Source organism: Pararhizobium mangrovi (assembly GCF_006516965.1).
GTDB classification, from domain to species: domain Bacteria; phylum Pseudomonadota; class Alphaproteobacteria; order Rhizobiales; family Rhizobiaceae; genus Pararhizobium_B; species Pararhizobium_B mangrovi.
The window spans coordinates 28,706-44,593 of record NZ_VHLH01000004.1 but is presented as its reverse complement, the minus strand read 5'-3'; the positions used below and the strand labels follow the sequence as shown (position 1 = coordinate 44,593).

Here is a 15,888-nt window from a genome sequence, read left to right as displayed (position 1 = left end):
GAAATACTCTAGCCGTCGTTGACAACCGTCGCGCGTCCCCGCCCCTGCAGAATTTCGGCGAAAGCGCCCTGTTCGTGGATGGAAAAGACGACGATCGGAATATCGTTTTCCCGGGCGATCGCCACCGCGGCGACATCCATGACGCTCAGCCCCTTCGAAAGAACCTCGCCATGGGTCAGCCGGTCGTAGCGCACCGCATCGGGATCCTTCTTGGGATCGGCGGAATAGATGCCGTCGACGAGCGTCGCCTTGAAGATCGCCTCGGCGTCGAGTTCCGCCGCCCGTAACGCGGCGGCCGAGTCCGTCGTGAAGAAGGGATTGCCGGTACCGCCGGCGAAGATCACCACGCGGCCCTTGGCGAGATGATGGAGGGCCGCGCGCTGCGAGAAGCTCTGGCAGATTTCGGGCATGGAGATTGCCGAAAGCACCTCTGTCTCGACGCCGAGCTTGCGCAAGGACGTCGCGAGCGCCAGCGCGTTGATGACGGTGGCGAGCATGCCCATGTGGTCGCCGGTCACCCGGTCGCCCCCGCGCGAGGCGACGGCCACGCCGCGGAAGATGTTGCCGCCGCCGACGACGACGCCGACATCCGTACCGAGCTCGCGTGCGGCGGCGATGTCGGCGGCAATGCGGTCGACGACGGTGACGTCGATGCCGAAGCCCTGTTTCCCCATCAGCGCCTCGCCGGAGGCTTTCAAAAGTACGCGCTTGTAGAGGGGACTCGCCACCATAGACCCTTTGCCGTTCTGTCTTCGTTTCCCTGCCGGATACACGACGGGCACCGCGTTGTCACGCGATGCCCGCAGGTTCGAACCGATTCCGCGTTGTGACGGTCAGGCCGCCTCGGCACCCTCGGTTTGCGCCTCTACTCCTTCGCCGAGCGAGAAGCGAACGAAGCCCTCGACGGTGATCGGCGCGCCGGCTTCCGCTTCCGCCGCACTTACGGCTTCCGAGACCGTCTGGTCCGGATTGACCACGAAATCCTGCGAGAGAAGTGCGACCTCCTCGTAGAACTTGCGCATGCGCCCCTCGACCATCTTCTCGACGATGCTGTCGGGCTTGCCGGACTCGCGCGCCTGCTCGGCGAAGACGCGGCGCTCGCGCTCTGCGACTTCCGGCGCCACGTCATCCTTCGTCAGGGACAGCGGGTTCGTCGCCGCGACGTGCATGGCGATCTGCTTGCCGAGCTTTTCGAGCGCACCGCGATCGCCTTCCGAACGAAGGGCGACGAGCACGCCTAGCTTGCCGAGATCGGGGCCGACGGCATTGTGAATGTAGCTCGCGACGGCGCCCTTCTCGACGGAAAGCTTCTGCGCACGGCGGAACGTCATGTTCTCGCCGATCGTGCCGACCGCATCACGCACTGTATCGGAAACCGGCTGGCCGCTCGAAGGCAGGGTGGCGCCCGAGATCGCCTCGACGCTGCCGTCCGTGGAAAGGCCGACGCCGGCGATCTCCGCGACGAGCTTCTGGAACGTCTCGTTGCGTGCGACGAAGTCCGTTTCCGAATTGACCTCGACGAGAACGGCTTCGTTCTCGCCCGCGGCAACGCCGATCAGGCCCTCGGCCGTCGCACGGTCGGACTTCTTCTCCGCCTTGGAGATGCCCTTGGCGCGCAGCCAGTCGACGGCAGCGTCCATGTCGCCGTCCGTCTCGCTGAGCGCCTTCTTGCAGTCCATCATGCCTGCGCCGGTCTTTTCGCGCAGTTCCTTCACCTGTGAAGCTGAAATTGCCATCTTCGCCTCTCTTCAAACGTCGGTCGGCCGCTCGGCGCGCGAACGGCTCGGACCTTCGGCGCACGGGTCGGCGCCATATGCATGGTTGCGCGTACGCAGGTCGTGGTTGCGCGTACGCGGGAGGGAAAGGCCGCGCTTCCCGCGGCCTTTACACTCGCGCTTGGCTCTAGCTCGCTTCGCCGCTGTGCGACGGTTCAGCCGGCTCGTTCTTGCCGGCGATCGGCTCGAGACCTTCGACCTCGCCCGCGACAGCAGGCTCGGGCGGCTGCTCGGCCTGTTCGCCCATGTCGACGCCGGACGCCCCCTGCTGACGGGCGATGCCGTCGATGCAGGCGCGCGAGACGAGATCGCAATAAAGCGAGATCGCACGGGCCGCATCGTCGTTGCCGGGGATCGGATAGGCGATCGGATCCGGATCACAGTTGGAATCGATGATCGCGACGACCGGGATGTTGAGGCGACGCGCCTCGAGAATGGCGATCGCTTCCTTGTTGGTGTCGATGACGAACATCAGGTCCGGCGTGCCGCCCATGTCGCGGATACCGCCGAGCGCCATCTCGAGCTTGTCGCGCTCGCGATCGAGGTTCAGGCGTTCCTTCTTGGTGAAGCCGGTGTCGTCCTGAGCCAGGATCTCGTCGAGCTTGCGCAGGCGCTGGATCGAATGCGAAATCGTCTTCCAGTTGGTCAGCATGCCGCCGAGCCAGCGGGAATTGACGTAATACTGCGCCGAACGCCGCGCGGCATCGGCGACGATGTCGGAGGCCTGACGCTTGGTGCCCACGAAGAGCACGCGACCGCCGCCGGCGACGGTGTCGGACACGACCTGCAGCGCCCGCGAAAGCAACGGGACGGACTGGGCAAGATCGATGATGTGGACGTTGTTGCGGTCGCCGTAGATATACGGGCGCATCTTCGGGTTCCAGCGGTGAGTCTGGTGGCCGAAGTGCACGCCAGCCTCGAGAAGCTGGCGCATGCTGAAATCAGGCAATGCCATGCCTTGTCTCCTTTCCGGTTGAGCCGCCGCGGAAATCATCAGTGCCCTTTCGGGCACCACCGGTGGAAGCGAACGGATTTCTCCCGTCCGCTCCCGCATCTCCGCGTGAGGGATGGCGCGCATATAACGACCCGTGCCGCGCTTTGCAAGCCGGATGCCACGAGAACCGGCTCTACTCGCGTGCCAGCGCGACGACGGGATCGAGCCGGGCGGCCGAGCGCGCCGGCATGAAGCCGAAGACGATGCCGATGAGGCTCGCCGACAGGCAGGCGAGCACGATCGTCGCCGGCGAGTAGGAAAGTTCGGTGCCTTCCACGAAGCGCGAGAGCCCGGCTCCCATGACGAAGGAGAGCGCGACGCCGGCGACCCCGCCCGTGGCGCAGACGAGCACCGCCTCGATGAGGAACTGGCGCAGGATGTCCCCTCGTCGCGCGCCGACGGCCATGCGAATGCCGATCTCGCGCGTGCGCTCGGTCACAGAGACGAGCATGATGTTCATGACGCCGATGCCGCCGACGACGAGCGAGATCACCGCGATCGAGGAGACGAGCAGCGTCAATGTGCGGCCCGTGCTTTCGATGGTGTCGCGGATCGTGTTGGCGTTGAGCAGGAAGAAGTCCTGCGTACGGTGCAGGCGCGTCATCAGGTTGGAGATCGCCGCTTCCGCGTCGTCCATGTTGTAGCCGTCGCCCACGCGCACGGTGATGGCTTCGAGATAGTCGCGGCCCATGACGCGGCTCATCGCGGTCGTATAAGGCAGGTAGAAGGTCGCCGAGCCGCTGCGCGGACCGACCGCGTGGCTGGCGTCGACGACACCGATGACGCGCACGGGCACCTTGTTCAGGATAACGACCTGGCCGATCGGGTTCGTGCCGTCGCCGAAAAGCGTTTCCTCGGCGTTGCTGTCGATGACGGCCGTCTGGGCGCGCTCGCCCACGCTCGATTCGTCGAAGGCGCGCCCTGCGGTGAATTCGCTTCCCTGCACGCGGAAATAGCTCGCGCCGACGCCCTGGACGGAAACCGTTGCCGCGGAATCCCTGAAGACGGCGGTTTCGCTCGTGGAAACCTGCGGCGTGACGCTGTCGGCATAGGGCTGGCGCGCGAGCATCTCGGCATCGGAAGGTTTCAGCGTGTGCACGCGTCCGGAGTGGCGGTCGCCCGCCTCGCGACCGGGCATGATGGTGATCGTGTTCGTACCGATCGAACTGATGCTTTCGAGCACGGCCTCCTGGCTGCCCTTGCCGAGCGCGACCACGGAAACCACCGACGCGATGCCGATGATGATGCCGAGCATGGTGAGGAACGTGCGCAGCTTGTGCGCGGCCATCGCCCGCAACGCCATGCGCATCGCCTCGCGCACACCGTCGCCGAGGCCGCCGAGCGCCGAACGCTGCCGGGGCTGGATATCGGCCAGGACCGCGTGCGCCTCGTCCGCGCCGTCCTTGCGCGTGTCGGCGAGGATGCGGCCGTCGCTGATCTCGATGATGCGCTCGGCTTCGGCGGCCACCTCGCGGTCGTGCGTGACGATGATGATCGTGTGCCCTGCCCGGTTCAGCGCCTTGAGCTGCTTCATCAGTTCGCTCCCGCTCGCCGTATCGAGCGCGCCCGTCGGCTCGTCGGCAAGGATCACGTCGCCGCCGTTCATCAGCGCGCGGGCGACGCTGACGCGCTGCTGCTGTCCGCCGGAAAGCTGGCCGGGACGATGGTGCAGCCGATCGCCAAGTCCCAGTCCCGTCAGGAGATCGACCGCGCGGCGGCGCCGTTCGCTGCGATTTTCGCCGGCATAGACCGCCGGAACCTCGACGTTCTCAACGGCATCGAGTTCGCTGAGCAACTGGTATCGCTGGAAGATGAAGCCGAAATGCTCACGCCGGAGGGCCGAGCGCTCCTCCGCATCGAGCGCCGAAACGTCCTTACCGCGGAAAAGATAGCTTCCTTCGGAGGCACGGTCGAGACAGCCGAGAATGTTCATCAGCGTCGACTTGCCCGACCCGGACGAGCCGATGATCGCAACCATCTCGCCCGCCTCGATCGTCAGGTCCACGCCATGCAGAACCGTCACGGTATCCTCGCCGCTGGGAAACGCGCGCGTGACGTTGGCAAGCCGGATCAAAGGCTCGCCGTCCTTTCGGGTCGCACCCGTGTCGCCGGTCGCGCTCATGTCAGGCTCCGAAGCCCGGGCCGCCCATATGGCGCATCATGCGTTTGGCTTGCCGGTCCTCCATGCCGGAGCCGGCGGCGGAACGGCTGCCGGTGGCAAGCACCGTCTCGCCCTTCTCGAGGCCGTCGGTGATCTCGGCGGTCACGTCGTTGTCGAGGCCGACGGTGACCGGCGTGCGCGTGACGTCCTTCGTCTGCGGATCGTAGGCAAGGACGTAGCTCGCACCGCCGCGGTGGACGACGGCACCCGAAGGTACCGTCAGGACGCCGCTCTTGCGATCGATGACGATCGTCACCTGCGCCGTCATGGCGATGCGCAGCAGCCCGTTCGGATTGTTCACCCGGAAGATCGCATTGTAGTAGACGGCCTGATCGTCCGAGGCGAGGCCCGTATCCGACGTCTTGATGTCCGTCGGCGCCGGCTCCAGGGAGAGCAGTTCGGCGTCGATCTTGCGATCGGGCTCGCCGAGGATGCTGAAATAGGCCTTCTGGCCCGGCTTCACCTTGGTCACGTCCGCTTCGGAGATCTGCGCATTGATCTCCATCGTCGCGAGATCGGCGATCTTGAGGAGCGTCGGCGTCGTCTGGTTGGCGTTCACCGTCTGGCCGGGGCTGACGAGCACCGCGACGACCGTGCCGCTCGAAGGGGCGCGGATACGCGTGCGGTCGAGGTCGACCCTCGCCGTGTCGACGGCGAGTTCGGCCTGCTCGATCTGCGCGTCGACGCCCTGCAGCTTGGCATCGGCGGAATCGACGTTCGCCTCTGCCGTCTCGTAGTCCAGCTCCGAGACGAGGTTCTTCTTGCGCAGCTGGCTGGAACGGGTCAGCGCGATCTTCGCCTGCTTCAACGCGACGTCCTGCTGCGCGCGCTCGGCCTTGACGTTGGCAAGCTGCGCCTCGGCGGTCTTCAACGCGTATTGCTGGCTCTGCGAATCGATCGTGGCGACGAGATCGCCCTTCTCGACGTGATCGCCGAGCTTCGGAGCGATCGTCTCGATGCGTCCGGAAACCTCCGCACCGATGCTGACGACGGAACTTGCTTCGAGGGAACCGGAAGCGAGTACCGTCTCCTCGATCGTGCCCGGCTCCACGCTTGCGGTCGCAGGCGCGGCCTGGGGCTCGCTTTCGCCGAACATCATCCAGCCAGCACCGCTGACGACCACAACGAGTCCCGCGACGACAAGGGTTTGCAGAAGTTTCTTCAATCCTCGTTTCATCAGGCGACTCCCGTATGTTCGATCGTGAGTGGGCCGGCGCGATCCGTTCGAAACGCCAAACCCCAGACGTGCGGACAACGGCGCCGATACGCTACGCCACAGGCACGCTATGCGATTGGCCGGCATCCTACCGGAGAGAACCTGTCGGTTTGCTGAACGGGTGAATACGCGACCTATTGCGTGCAGGTGGGCTGCTTGAGGAAGGCGAGGTCGACGAGCGTCCCGTGAAGGGCGAAATCGCCGTAATCCATCGTCAGGTCGCGCGTGACGCCGTTCCGGTAGAGCTTGAACTCCATGCGATAACTCGGCGTTTCATCGGCTCTCTTGTTCTGGTCGAAGAAGGCGACACTGGCCGGCCAGTACGGCTGGTCCGCCATCGAGCCGAGCGCCTTCGTCTCGGCGTTCTGGGGATCGGGCGCATGCCGGTGTCCGAGCACCACCGTCGTCATGGAGGTGGCGTCCGCGCGGCCGGTACCGTCGTAGATCGTCGACTGGTAGACCCGTTCGCCCTTTTGCGCATGGTCGATCATTTCGAGCGTGTGCTCGGTCGGGAAAAGGGCGGCCGGCAGGTCGAAGTGACGACCGGCCGGCCGTGTGACGTCGACCGCAATGCCGTTCGCCTCGCCTTCGGCCAAGCCGCGGACGACGGAATCCGCGCGATCGTCGACGAAGGAACGATTGATGAAGCGGAAGATCCGCCGTTTCAGATCCTCGTAGGTCGTCGACTGCTGGTCGCTGACGCGAACCGTGCCGTCGCTCGCCATCTGCGTGACGAGGCGAAAGCGCGACGAAAAGCCTTCGCAGGACGAGCCGGTGAACTCGTAGACCATCCGCCCGTTCATCGCGCCGACGCCCGAACGGTCGGTCGCGTCGACGAGGGAAAGGTCGTAGACGGCACGATGCGTCGCGAGGTCGCTCGCCGAAACGGCAAACGCCGGCGCGTTGCCGGCCAGAAGCCAGACGAGTGCGGCGGCCTTCGCCATCCATGCCGCCCGAATTCGCATGCACGCGCCTCCTGTCGAACCCGCTCTCGCATGATATAGACAGGCGAAGGCAGAAGCGAGCGGTTCGCTTCGATCGCCATCCCCGCCCCATCCGCCACGGAGCCTTTCATGAGCACGACCATCGCCAGCCGCCTGGAAGCGCGCGGCATCGCCCTGCCCGACGCCGCCGCCCCGGCAGCGAACTACCTGCCCTTCGTCGTTTGCGGCAACGCGCTCTACGTTTCCGGCCAGTTGCCGATGCGGGAGGGCACGCTTGCATATACGGGCCATCTCGGCCGGGACCTCGACGTCGCGGCGGGCCAGGAAGCGGCGTTGTGGTGTGCCGTCAATATCCTCGCGCAGGCCGCTTCGGCGCTCGGCGAGCTCGAACGCGTCGTCCGCCTCGTCAAGATCAACGGCTTCGTCGCCTCGACGCCGGATTTCACCGACCAGCACAAGGTGATCAACGGCGCATCGGACTTCTTCGCCGACGTTCTCGGCGAGCGGGCCGGCCATGCGCGGGCGGCGGTCGGCATGGCCGCGCTGCCGATGAATGCCGCCGTCGAGATCGACGCGCATTTCGAAATCGCCTGAAGGAGGATCTGCCGATGCCCGATCTCGAATGGCTGACTGCGCACCCGATCGCCCATCGCGGCTTTCACGACCTCGATGCGGGGATCGTCGAGAACTCGCTCGCCGCCTTCGAGCGCGCGGCCGAAGCAGGCTTCGCCATCGAGTGCGACGTCCAGTTTCCCGCCGACGGCGTTCCGATCGTCTTTCACGACGAAACGCTGGATCGGCTTTGCCCGCTCGGTGGTGCGGTGGCGGACAAGCTTTCGACCGACCTGCAGCAGATGGTGCTCGCCGGCACCCGCCAGCGCATCCCGACGCTCGGCCAGACGCTCGATCGTGTCGCCGGCCGCGTTCCGCTCGTCATCGAACTGAAAGGCCGCCGTGGAGACGACGACGGCCTTGCCGGCGCCGTCCTCGAAGCAGTCGAAACCTATGTGGGACCGGTCGCGCTCATGTCGTTCGATGACTGGATTCTCGAAGAATTGATTGCACTCGAACCCTCCGTGCCCATCGGACTGACGGCGGAAGGAAACGACGAGAAGGCGTTCTCGCGCCACCGCTCCCTCATGGCCCAGGGCCTCCACTTCGTCTCCTACAATGTCGACCACCTGCCGAACCCGTTTACCGACGGGCTTCGCAAGGCTGGGATCCCGGTCGTTTCCTGGACGGTGCGCAACACGGCAGGCCGCGAGACGAGCCGTGCGCACGCCGATCAGATGACCTTCGAAGGATTCGACCCACGCGCAGACGAGTGAATGTGGCGACCGGCCCGGTGCGTCGCCTTGCCACCCGGGTTCTTGCCGCAGCGCGGCAAAGGTTTACATCCCGGTTCATGGATCACGCAGGATCGGGCGGGGAAGCGATGAGCAGTCCAGACGAACGGGAGGTCCGCATCGAGGTCGTTTCCTCGTTCTCGGACATCGACCCGGCTGAATGGAGCCGGCTTGCCGGTACGACCCGCGCGGCTTCCACGGAAGCACACCCCTATAATCCGTTTCTTTCCCATGCCTTTCTTTCGGCGCTGGAAGAATCGGGCTCGGCGACGGCCGACACCGGCTGGCTCGGCCAGCACCTCCTGCTTCGCGACGAAGACGGGAGCGTGATCGGCGCGCTGCCTTGCTACCTGAAGAGCCACAGCCAGGGCGAATACGTCTTCGACTACGGTTGGGCCGACGCGTTCGAGCGCGCCGGCGGGCGCTACTATCCCAAGCTGCAGGCTTCCGTTCCCTTTACCCCGGCGACGGGCCCGCGCCTGCTCACGGTCGCCGACGAGCGCCGTCCAAGCGTCCAGGTCGCGCTTGCCGAGGGGCTGAAGGCGCTCGCCCGGCGCCACGACGTTTCCTCGGCGCACGTCACCTTCGTGCCCGACGACGAGATCGGCGTCTTTACCGAGCACGACTACCTGCATCGCACGGACCAGCAGTTCCACTTCGCCAACGAGGGATATGGGAGCTACGACGATTTCCTTGCGACGCTCGCCTCGCGCAAGCGCAAGACGCTGAGGCGCGAACGCCGGGAGGCGCTCGAAAACGGCGTTTCGGTCGAATGGCTGACGGGCCGCGACCTGACCGAGGACACCTGGGATACCTTCTTCGAATTCTACATGGATACCGGCAGCCGCAAATGGGGCCGGCCCTATCTCAAGCGCTCGTTCTTCTCCATGATCGGCGAGCGCATGGCCGACGACGTCCTTCTCATCATGGCCAGGCGCGAGGGGCGCTACATCGCCGGCGCGATCAACTTCATCGGCGGCGACTGCCTCTACGGCCGGCACTGGGGATGCGTCGAGGACCATCCCTTCCTGCATTTCGAGATCTGCTATCACCAGGCGATCGACTACATCATCGCCAACGGGCTCGCCCGCGCCGAGGCGGGCGCGCAGGGGCAGCACAAGCTGTCGCGCGGCTACCTTCCGGTAACGACCCATTCGGCGCACTTCATTTCGCACCGCGGGCTGCGCCGTGCCGTCTCGGCCTATCTCGAAGAGGAACGCGACGAGGTCGAGCATGTGAGCGAGGTGCTGAGCGACCGAGGACCCTACCGCAAGGGCTGACCCGCCTTTCGCGTCGTGTTAGAGCCGTTCGGGGCATTCACGTCCCGATACCGTCCTTCCCGGACCGACCGTTCCATCCGTTCAAGATCGCGTGCCTTGACCTATTTTCTGCTCTTCGTCGCCGTGTGCTTCGAGGTCGTCGCCACCTCTGCCCTGAAGCAGACCGCCGGCTTTACCAGACTGCTTCCATCGACGATCTGCATCGTCGGCTACGCGCTGGCGATCTATTTCCTTTCGCTGACGGTGCGCAGCATGCCCGTCGGCGTGATCTACGCCATCTGGTCGGGGACGGGCATCGTCCTCATCGCGACCATCGGCGTCGTGTTTCTCGGCGAGCGCCTCGATGCGCCGGCCGTTATCGGGCTTGCCCTCATCATTGCCGGAATCATCATCGTCAACCTGTTCTCGCGGAACCTGCCGCATTAGTCTCACCGCGAGGAAAATTCACGGAGAAACGCGCATGGCCGCCGATTACGATCCCGACAACGTCTTCGCCAAGATCCTGCGCGGCGAGATCCCCTCGGAGAAGCTCTACGAGGACGAACACTGCTATGCGTTCATGGACGCGATGCCGATGGGGCCGGGCCACTGCCTGGTCATTCCGAAGGCGCCTTCGCGCAACCTCCTCGACATCGGGCCGGAGGATCTTTCGCATCTGATGGCGACGGTCCAGAAGGTCGCGCGTGCGGCGAAAGCGGGGTTCGGGGCCGATGGCGTGCTCATCCAGTCCTACAACGAACCCGCAAGCGGCCAGACCGTCTTCCACACGCACGTCCACATCGTGCCGCGCTTCGAAGGGGTGGAACTGAAGCGCCACAGCGACGCGATGGCCGATCCCGAAACGCTTCGCGAAGGCGGCGAAAAGATCCGCGCCGCACTCGGCTGAGCCGCGCGTACCGCACCGATCGACCGGCAAGCCGCCTCGATAGCGGCTCGACGACCCCGCTCGATGGACGACCCATACGAGAAAGCCGCGGACCGGAAGGCCCGCGGCTTTCTCGTTCAGAAGGATCGGTTCTCTATTTCTTCCGGGAGACCTTCGGAACCGTTCCGTTCTTGTGCTGCGCGCTGCTTTCGGCCTTGTCGTTCGGCTCGCTCGAGCCGTCGCCGACCTTCGCGGCGCCCGCTGCGGTACCGGACCTCGCCTTGCCGCGCGATGCCGCCTTCTCCTTCTTCGGGCGAACCGGCTTTTCGTCCGGGATCGCCTCGAGGATGAGGCCGTTCGTGCCGTCGTCCTTCTGGCCGACGGTGACCTTCACCGTTCCGCCCTTCCTGAGCTTGCCGAAGAGCACCTCGTTGGCGAGCTGCTTCTTGATGTTCTCCTGAATCACGCGGCCGAGCGGACGGGCACCCATGCGCTCGTCGTAGCCCTTTTCGGCGAGCCAGGAGATCGATTCCTCCGAAAGGTCGAAGGTCACGCCGCGCTCGGCGAGCTGTGCCTCGAGCTGCATGACGAACTTCTCGACGACGCGGTGGATGACCGGCGTCGGCAGCGCGCCGAACGGAATGATGGCATCGAGACGATTGCGGAACTCCGGCGTGAAGAGGCGGTTGATCGCCTCGACGTCCTCGCCCTCGCGGCGCGAGGAACCGAAGCCGATAGCGTTCTTCTGCATGTCCGACGCACCGGCATTCGACGTCATGATGAGGACGACGTTGCGGAAGTCGATCTTCTTGCCGTTGTGATCGGTCAGCGAGCCGTGATCCATCACCTGCAACAGGATGTTGAACAGATCCGGATGCGCCTTCTCGATCTCGTCGAGGAGGAGCACGCAGTGCGGATGCTGGTCGATTCCGTCCGTCAGCAGGCCGCCCTGGTCGAAGCCGACATAGCCGGGAGGCGCACCGAGCAGGCGCGAGACCGTGTGCCGCTCCATGTACTCCGACATGTCGAAGCGCAGCAGTTCCACGCCGAGCGACGTCGCGAGCTGCTTGGCGACCTCCGTCTTGCCGACACCGGTCGGGCCGGAGAAGAGGTAGCTGCCGATGGGCTTGTCCGGTTCGCGAAGGCCGGCCCGCGACAGCTTGATCGCCGACGAGAGCGCCTCGATCGCCAGATCCTGGCCGTAAACCACGGACTTCAGTTCCTGCTCAAGATTTTCGAGGACGGATTCGTCGTCCTTGGAGACGGTCTTCGGCGGGATGCGGGCCATGGTCGCGACGGTCGCCTCGATCTCCTTTTCGGTGATCGTCTTGCGCCGCTTCTTCTCGGAAAGGAGCATCTGCGCTGCGCCCGTCTCATCGATCACGTCGATCGCCTTGTCCGGCAGCTTGCGGTCGTTGATGTAGCGCGAGGACAGTTCCACGGCGGTGCGGATCGCCTGATCGGTGTACTTGATCTTGTGGTAATCCTCGAAATACGGCTTCAGCCCGCGCATGATGTCGATCGCGTCGTCAAGCGACGGCTCGTTGACGTCGATCTTCTGGAAGCGGCGCACCAGCGCCCGGTCCTTCTCGAAGAACTGGCGGAACTCCTTGTAGGTCGTCGAACCGATGCATCGGATCGTACCGGACGAAAGCGCGGGCTTGAGAAGGTTCGACGCATCCATCGCACCGCCCGACGTCGCGCCGGCGCCGATCACGGTATGGATCTCGTCGATGAAGAGCACCGCGTGCGGCATCTCTTCGAGTTCCTTCACGACCTGCTTCAGCCGCTCTTCGAAGTCACCGCGATAGCGCGTGCCGGCGAGCAGCGTGCCCATGTCGAGGGCGTAGATCACCGCCTCGTTCAGGACTTCGGGAACGTCGCCCTCGATGATGCGCTTGGCGAGACCTTCGGCGATCGCCGTCTTGCCGACGCCGGGATCGCCGACATAGAGCGGGTTGTTCTTGGAGCGGCGGCACAGCACCTGAATCGTGCGATTGACCTCGGAAACGCGGCCGATCAACGGATCGATCTTGCCGTTGCGGGCCTTCTCGTTGAGGTTGACGCAATAGGCAGTGAGCGCGTCCTGGTTCTTCTTCTTGCCGCCTTCTTCCGGTTCGCCGGAAGCCTTGTTCTCCTGCTCGCTCTCCTCGGCGCCGTGCACCGAACGGTCTTCGGAGGCGCCGGGACGCTTGGCGATGCCGTGGGAGATGAAGTTCACCGCGTCGTAGCGCGTCATGTCCTGCTCCTGCAGGAAATACGCCGCATGGCTCTCGCGCTCGGCGAAGATCGCGACCAGCACGTTGGCCCCGGTCACTTCTTCGCGACCGGACGACTGCACGTGAATCACCGCGCGCTGGATGACGCGCTGGAATCCGGAAGTGGGCTTGGAGTCCTCGTCGTAGCCTGTCACAAGGTTCGAAAGCTCGTTGTCGACGTAGTCGGTCACGACCTTGCGAAGTTCCGCGAGATCGACGCTGCATGCGCCCATGACGGCGGATGCGTCGGTATCATCGAGCAGCGCGAGAAGCAGGTGTTCGAGCGTCGCATATTCGTGATGGCGCTCGTTCGCCAGCGTCAGCGCCTGATGCAGCGCCTTTTCAAGACTTGGAGAAAATGTAGGCACGATGAATCCTCATTTCTTTTCCATCACGCATTGCAGCGGATGCTGGTTCTGACGGGCGAAGTCCATGACCTGCGTGACCTTCGTTTCCGCCACCTCGTAGGTGAATATCCCGCACTCTCCGACGCCGTGATTATGCACGTGCAACATGATGCGCGTCGCCGCTTCGCGGTCCTTCTTGAAAAAGCGCTCCAGTACGTGGATGACGAACTCCATCGGCGTGTAGTCGTCGTTGAGGAGGAGAACCCGGTAGAGGCTGGGCTTCTTTACCCGCGGCTTGGTGCGCGTGATGACGGACGTCCCACGGTCGTCGCCGTTCTTGCGGTCGCCGTTGTCGCCGTCCTTGTCGGCCATCCTGATCGACATCACGAGCACTCGTCGTATCCCCAATGCGTTTGCGGCCCCGACCGACGAAAGCCGGCCTTTCGGCCCGGTTTGCCTCACCCAGCTAAATGGGTTCTTCGACCATGATTTTAAGCCCCTTGAAGCGTGCCGCAACGGTAAACATTCACCCGTTCGTCGTCTTGAAACGCGAAAAACCCGACAGCGGAGGCGCTGCCGGGTCATATCGAGCGTATTGGGTCGTTCGGTCGCGGCTTAGCCGTTGACCTTCGACGCGGCCTTCTCGAAAGGCTGGTAGGCTTCGCGCGCCATCTCGCCGTAGATCTCGCTCATGCGCGTGGCGCGGCTGACGAAACTTTCGTAGGCGGAACGGGCATATTCGCCCTGGATCTCGAAAGCCTTTTCCATGCTTTTCGCGCCGGCGAGCTGCTCGACCATCGCAGCACTGTCCTCGAAGGACTTGCGCGAATAGTCCGAAGCTTCGCTGGCGAGCGTCTGGAAGCCCTGCGCCATCATGGAATAGCTCTTGAGCATCGTATCCATGGCTTCCTGGCCGACCTTGTTCGCATCGTCGAAATTATACATCGCCGTCACTCCCTTCGTGTTTGTCGTTCGCATGGCCGGAATATGAATGCAGCGCACAAAAATGTCAAGCCGTATGGTGCAGCGCACAATTTCTGGCGTTCGCTATCGGCACGGAAGGGTTGCCCCTCGTCAAGCTTCCGTTCACGATAAACGGAATGGTAACGGCGCGCGGCTAGCGTTTCATCACGGGTCGCGCTGGGGATGCACGGGGGTGCTACGGGGATGCGGTCCGAAACGAATCCAATCGAGTTCGAGCCGAAGAGTCTCCGCGTGTTTCATTTAAAGCCATATCGTCCCCAACTGAATAAGGACCATCGCCGTTTCGCGGCGCTCGTCCAGATCGTCGTTCTGGCGTTTGCGCTCGTCGCAGGCGGATTGTCGACCGCCATGGCCGACTCCAACGATGCCGCGATCGTCGTCGATGCCAAGACCGGCAAGACGCTTTATTCGAGCGCGCCCGACGCACATCGCTATCCCGCGTCGCTGACGAAGATGATGACGCTGTACCTCACTTTCGAGGCGCTTTCCCGCGGACGCATCTCGATGGATACGCCCGTGCCGATCTCGAGGCTCGCCGCGAGCCAGGAACCGTCGAAGCTCTACGTGCCAGTGGGTTCCTCCGTCACCGTGAAGCAGGCGATCCTTTCGCTCGTCACGCGCTCGGCCAACGACGTCGCGGTCGCTCTTTCCGAGTTGCTCGGCGGAACCGAGGACAACTTCGCGCGGATCATGACGACGAAGGCGCATGCGCTCGGCATGTCGCGCACGACGTTTCGCAACGCGAACGGTCTTCCGAACCGCCACCAGATGACCACGGCGCGCGACATGGCGCGCCTCGGCATCGCCCTGCGCGAGCATTTCCCGCAGTATTTCCACTTCTTCTCGACGCAGGCCTTCCATTACAAGGGCCATACGATCGGCAACCACAACCACCTGCTCGGCGAGGTCAAGGGCGTCGACGGCATCAAGACCGGCTTCACCTCGGCCTCGGGCTTCAATCTCGTCACCTCGGTCGATCGCGACAACCGCAAGGTCGTCGCCGTCGTCATGGGCGGCACGAGCTGGCGCTCGCGCGACAACACGATGAAGAAGCTTCTCGCGACCTACGTGCCGAAGGCCTCCACCCGGGGCTCCTCGGACCTCATCGCCCGCACGGCCCCTGCCCCGACGCTGGCTGCGATCGAGTTGCCCAACCACGGCCCGCGTCCGCAGTTCCGCGAATCGACGACCGCTCGCGTCGCGCTCGCCTATGCGGAACCGATGCCCGAGGACGATTTCCCGATGCCCGAGCCGCGCCCGGTCATCGGCCGTCAGGCGCTCATCCGCACGCTGCAGCAGCAAGAGGACGCGATCGCGGTTCCTGCCGCCGATCCCGGCGCGCAGACCCTGCCGCAGCCCGATGCGGCGCGGGAGACGGCCAAGATCGATGCCATGACGACGGGTTCGACGATCGCCTCGCAGAGCGGCTGGGTGATCCAGATCGGCGCCATGCCCGACCACGCCGCGGCAGCGCGGCTTCTCCGCAAGGCAGAAGACGCCAAGGGTGCCCAGCTCGCTTCCGCCCAGCCCTTCACCGTCGTCTACGGCAATGGCGATACGCGCATGTACCGCGCCCGCTTCGGCGGCTTCGACGGCAAGGACGATGCCTGGTCGGCCTGCGACCGGCTGAAGAAGGCTGGCTTCGCCTGCTGGGCGAGCGAACAGTAAGAGACGGGCCGCCCGCCGATTTGCGGCCGGCGGACGGCTCCAACGACCAC

Annotated in this window: 15 protein-coding genes; 6 read left to right on the top strand and 9 right to left on the bottom strand. The window is 64.6% G+C overall.

The features are described from left to right. Window positions 1-8: 8 nt before the first annotated feature. The 6 genes from pyrH to FJU11_RS03150 form a co-directional block, all read right to left on the bottom strand. A complete protein-coding gene (gene pyrH / locus FJU11_RS03175) occupies window positions 9-731 on the bottom strand; it encodes a UMP kinase (protein WP_141165577.1) in 723 nt (240 codons plus the stop codon). A gap of 102 nt (window positions 732-833) precedes the next feature. Then, window positions 834-1,736, bottom strand: coding sequence for a translation elongation factor Ts (gene tsf / locus FJU11_RS03170; RefSeq protein WP_141165576.1), 903 nt, complete (start codon window positions 1,734-1,736; stop codon window positions 834-836). A gap of 166 nt (window positions 1,737-1,902) precedes the next feature. Then, on the bottom strand, window positions 1,903-2,730 hold the full coding sequence (gene rpsB, locus FJU11_RS03165; RefSeq protein WP_141165575.1) for a 30S ribosomal protein S2: 828 nt from the start codon (window positions 2,728-2,730) through the stop codon (window positions 1,903-1,905). 172 nt (window positions 2,731-2,902) lie between these two features. Then, complete coding sequence (locus tag FJU11_RS03160; RefSeq protein WP_141165574.1) at window positions 2,903-4,891, bottom strand: MacB family efflux pump subunit; 1,989 nt, start codon at window positions 4,889-4,891, stop codon at window positions 2,903-2,905. A gap of 1 nt (window position 4,892) precedes the next feature. Further along, a complete protein-coding gene (locus FJU11_RS03155; RefSeq protein WP_181408021.1) occupies window positions 4,893-6,107 on the bottom strand; it encodes an efflux RND transporter periplasmic adaptor subunit in 1,215 nt (404 codons plus the stop codon). Between the two features lie 173 nt (window positions 6,108-6,280). Then, entirely contained in the window at window positions 6,281-7,111 is an 831-nt protein-coding gene (locus tag FJU11_RS03150; RefSeq protein WP_141165572.1) for a cell envelope integrity EipB family protein, read from the bottom strand. A gap of 108 nt (window positions 7,112-7,219) precedes the next feature. Between FJU11_RS03150 and FJU11_RS03145 the strand changes: the two genes are divergently transcribed. The 5 genes from FJU11_RS03145 (at window position 7,220) to FJU11_RS03125 (ending at window position 10,602) form a co-directional block, all read left to right on the top strand. Beyond that, the gene (locus FJU11_RS03145) at window positions 7,220-7,684 is read left to right on the top strand and encodes a RidA family protein (RefSeq protein WP_141165571.1); all 465 of its coding nucleotides are present in this window, start codon (window positions 7,220-7,222) and stop codon (window positions 7,682-7,684) included. A gap of 14 nt (window positions 7,685-7,698) precedes the next feature. Then, window positions 7,699-8,418: a glycerophosphodiester phosphodiesterase family protein gene (locus FJU11_RS03140; RefSeq protein WP_141165570.1), complete on the top strand. Its 720-nt coding sequence runs from the start codon at window positions 7,699-7,701 to the stop codon at window positions 8,416-8,418. Between the two features lie 107 nt (window positions 8,419-8,525). Beyond that, window positions 8,526-9,716 (top strand): GNAT family N-acetyltransferase, encoded by a 1,191-nt coding sequence (locus tag FJU11_RS03135; RefSeq protein WP_141165569.1) that lies wholly within the window; start codon window positions 8,526-8,528, stop codon window positions 9,714-9,716. A 96-nt stretch (window positions 9,717-9,812) separates the two neighbouring features. Beyond that, a complete protein-coding gene (locus FJU11_RS03130) occupies window positions 9,813-10,142 on the top strand; it encodes a DMT family transporter (RefSeq protein ID WP_141165568.1) in 330 nt (109 codons plus the stop codon). A 34-nt stretch (window positions 10,143-10,176) separates the two neighbouring features. Further along, a complete protein-coding gene (locus FJU11_RS03125) occupies window positions 10,177-10,602 on the top strand; it encodes an HIT family protein (RefSeq protein WP_141165567.1) in 426 nt (141 codons plus the stop codon). A gap of 133 nt (window positions 10,603-10,735) precedes the next feature. Here the strand turns inward: FJU11_RS03125 and clpA are convergent, their stop codons facing one another. The 3 genes from clpA to FJU11_RS03110 form a co-directional block, all read right to left on the bottom strand. Next, on the bottom strand, window positions 10,736-13,207 hold the full coding sequence (clpA, locus tag FJU11_RS03120; RefSeq protein ID WP_141165566.1) for an ATP-dependent Clp protease ATP-binding subunit ClpA: 2,472 nt from the start codon (window positions 13,205-13,207) through the stop codon (window positions 10,736-10,738). A gap of 9 nt (window positions 13,208-13,216) precedes the next feature. Beyond that, the gene (gene clpS, locus FJU11_RS03115) at window positions 13,217-13,570 is read right to left on the bottom strand and encodes an ATP-dependent Clp protease adapter ClpS (RefSeq protein ID WP_141165565.1); all 354 of its coding nucleotides are present in this window, start codon (window positions 13,568-13,570) and stop codon (window positions 13,217-13,219) included. Window positions 13,571-13,801: 231 nt separating this feature from the next. Beyond that, window positions 13,802-14,131, bottom strand: coding sequence for a phasin family protein (locus FJU11_RS03110; RefSeq protein WP_141165564.1), 330 nt, complete (start codon window positions 14,129-14,131; stop codon window positions 13,802-13,804). Window positions 14,132-14,518: 387 nt separating this feature from the next. Between FJU11_RS03110 and FJU11_RS03105 the strand changes: the two genes are divergently transcribed. Next, entirely contained in the window at window positions 14,519-15,838 is a 1,320-nt protein-coding gene (locus FJU11_RS03105) for a serine hydrolase (RefSeq protein ID WP_235890793.1), read from the top strand. Window positions 15,839-15,888 lie beyond the last annotated feature (50 nt).

Bases quoted from the DNA above. Each gene is read 5' to 3' on its own strand.
- pyrH (WP_141165577.1), bottom strand. From the start codon at position 731: ATGGTGGCGAGTCCCCTCTACAAGCGCGTACTTTTGAAAGCCTCCGGC.
- tsf (WP_141165576.1), bottom strand. From the start codon at position 1,736: ATGGCAATTTCAGCTTCACAGGTGAAGGAACTGCGCGAAAAGACCGGC.
- rpsB (WP_141165575.1), bottom strand. From the start codon at position 2,730: ATGGCATTGCCTGATTTCAGCATGCGCCAGCTTCTCGAGGCTGGCGTG.
- FJU11_RS03160 (WP_141165574.1), bottom strand. From the start codon at position 4,891: ATGAGCGCGACCGGCGACACGGGTGCGACCCGAAAGGACGGCGAGCCT.
- FJU11_RS03155 (WP_181408021.1), bottom strand. From the start codon at position 6,107: ATGAAACGAGGATTGAAGAAACTTCTGCAAACCCTTGTCGTCGCGGGA.
- FJU11_RS03150 (WP_141165572.1), bottom strand. From the start codon at position 7,111: ATGCGAATTCGGGCGGCATGGATGGCGAAGGCCGCCGCACTCGTCTGG.
- FJU11_RS03145 (WP_141165571.1), top strand. From the start codon at position 7,220: ATGAGCACGACCATCGCCAGCCGCCTGGAAGCGCGCGGCATCGCCCTG.
- FJU11_RS03140 (WP_141165570.1), top strand. From the start codon at position 7,699: ATGCCCGATCTCGAATGGCTGACTGCGCACCCGATCGCCCATCGCGGC.
- FJU11_RS03135 (WP_141165569.1), top strand. From the start codon at position 8,526: ATGAGCAGTCCAGACGAACGGGAGGTCCGCATCGAGGTCGTTTCCTCG.
- FJU11_RS03125 (WP_141165567.1), top strand. From the start codon at position 10,177: ATGGCCGCCGATTACGATCCCGACAACGTCTTCGCCAAGATCCTGCGC.
- clpS (WP_141165565.1), bottom strand. From the start codon at position 13,570: ATGTCGATCAGGATGGCCGACAAGGACGGCGACAACGGCGACCGCAAG.
- FJU11_RS03110 (WP_141165564.1), bottom strand. From the start codon at position 14,131: ATGTATAATTTCGACGATGCGAACAAGGTCGGCCAGGAAGCCATGGAT.
- FJU11_RS03105 (WP_235890793.1), top strand. From the start codon at position 14,519: ATGGCCGACTCCAACGATGCCGCGATCGTCGTCGATGCCAAGACCGGC.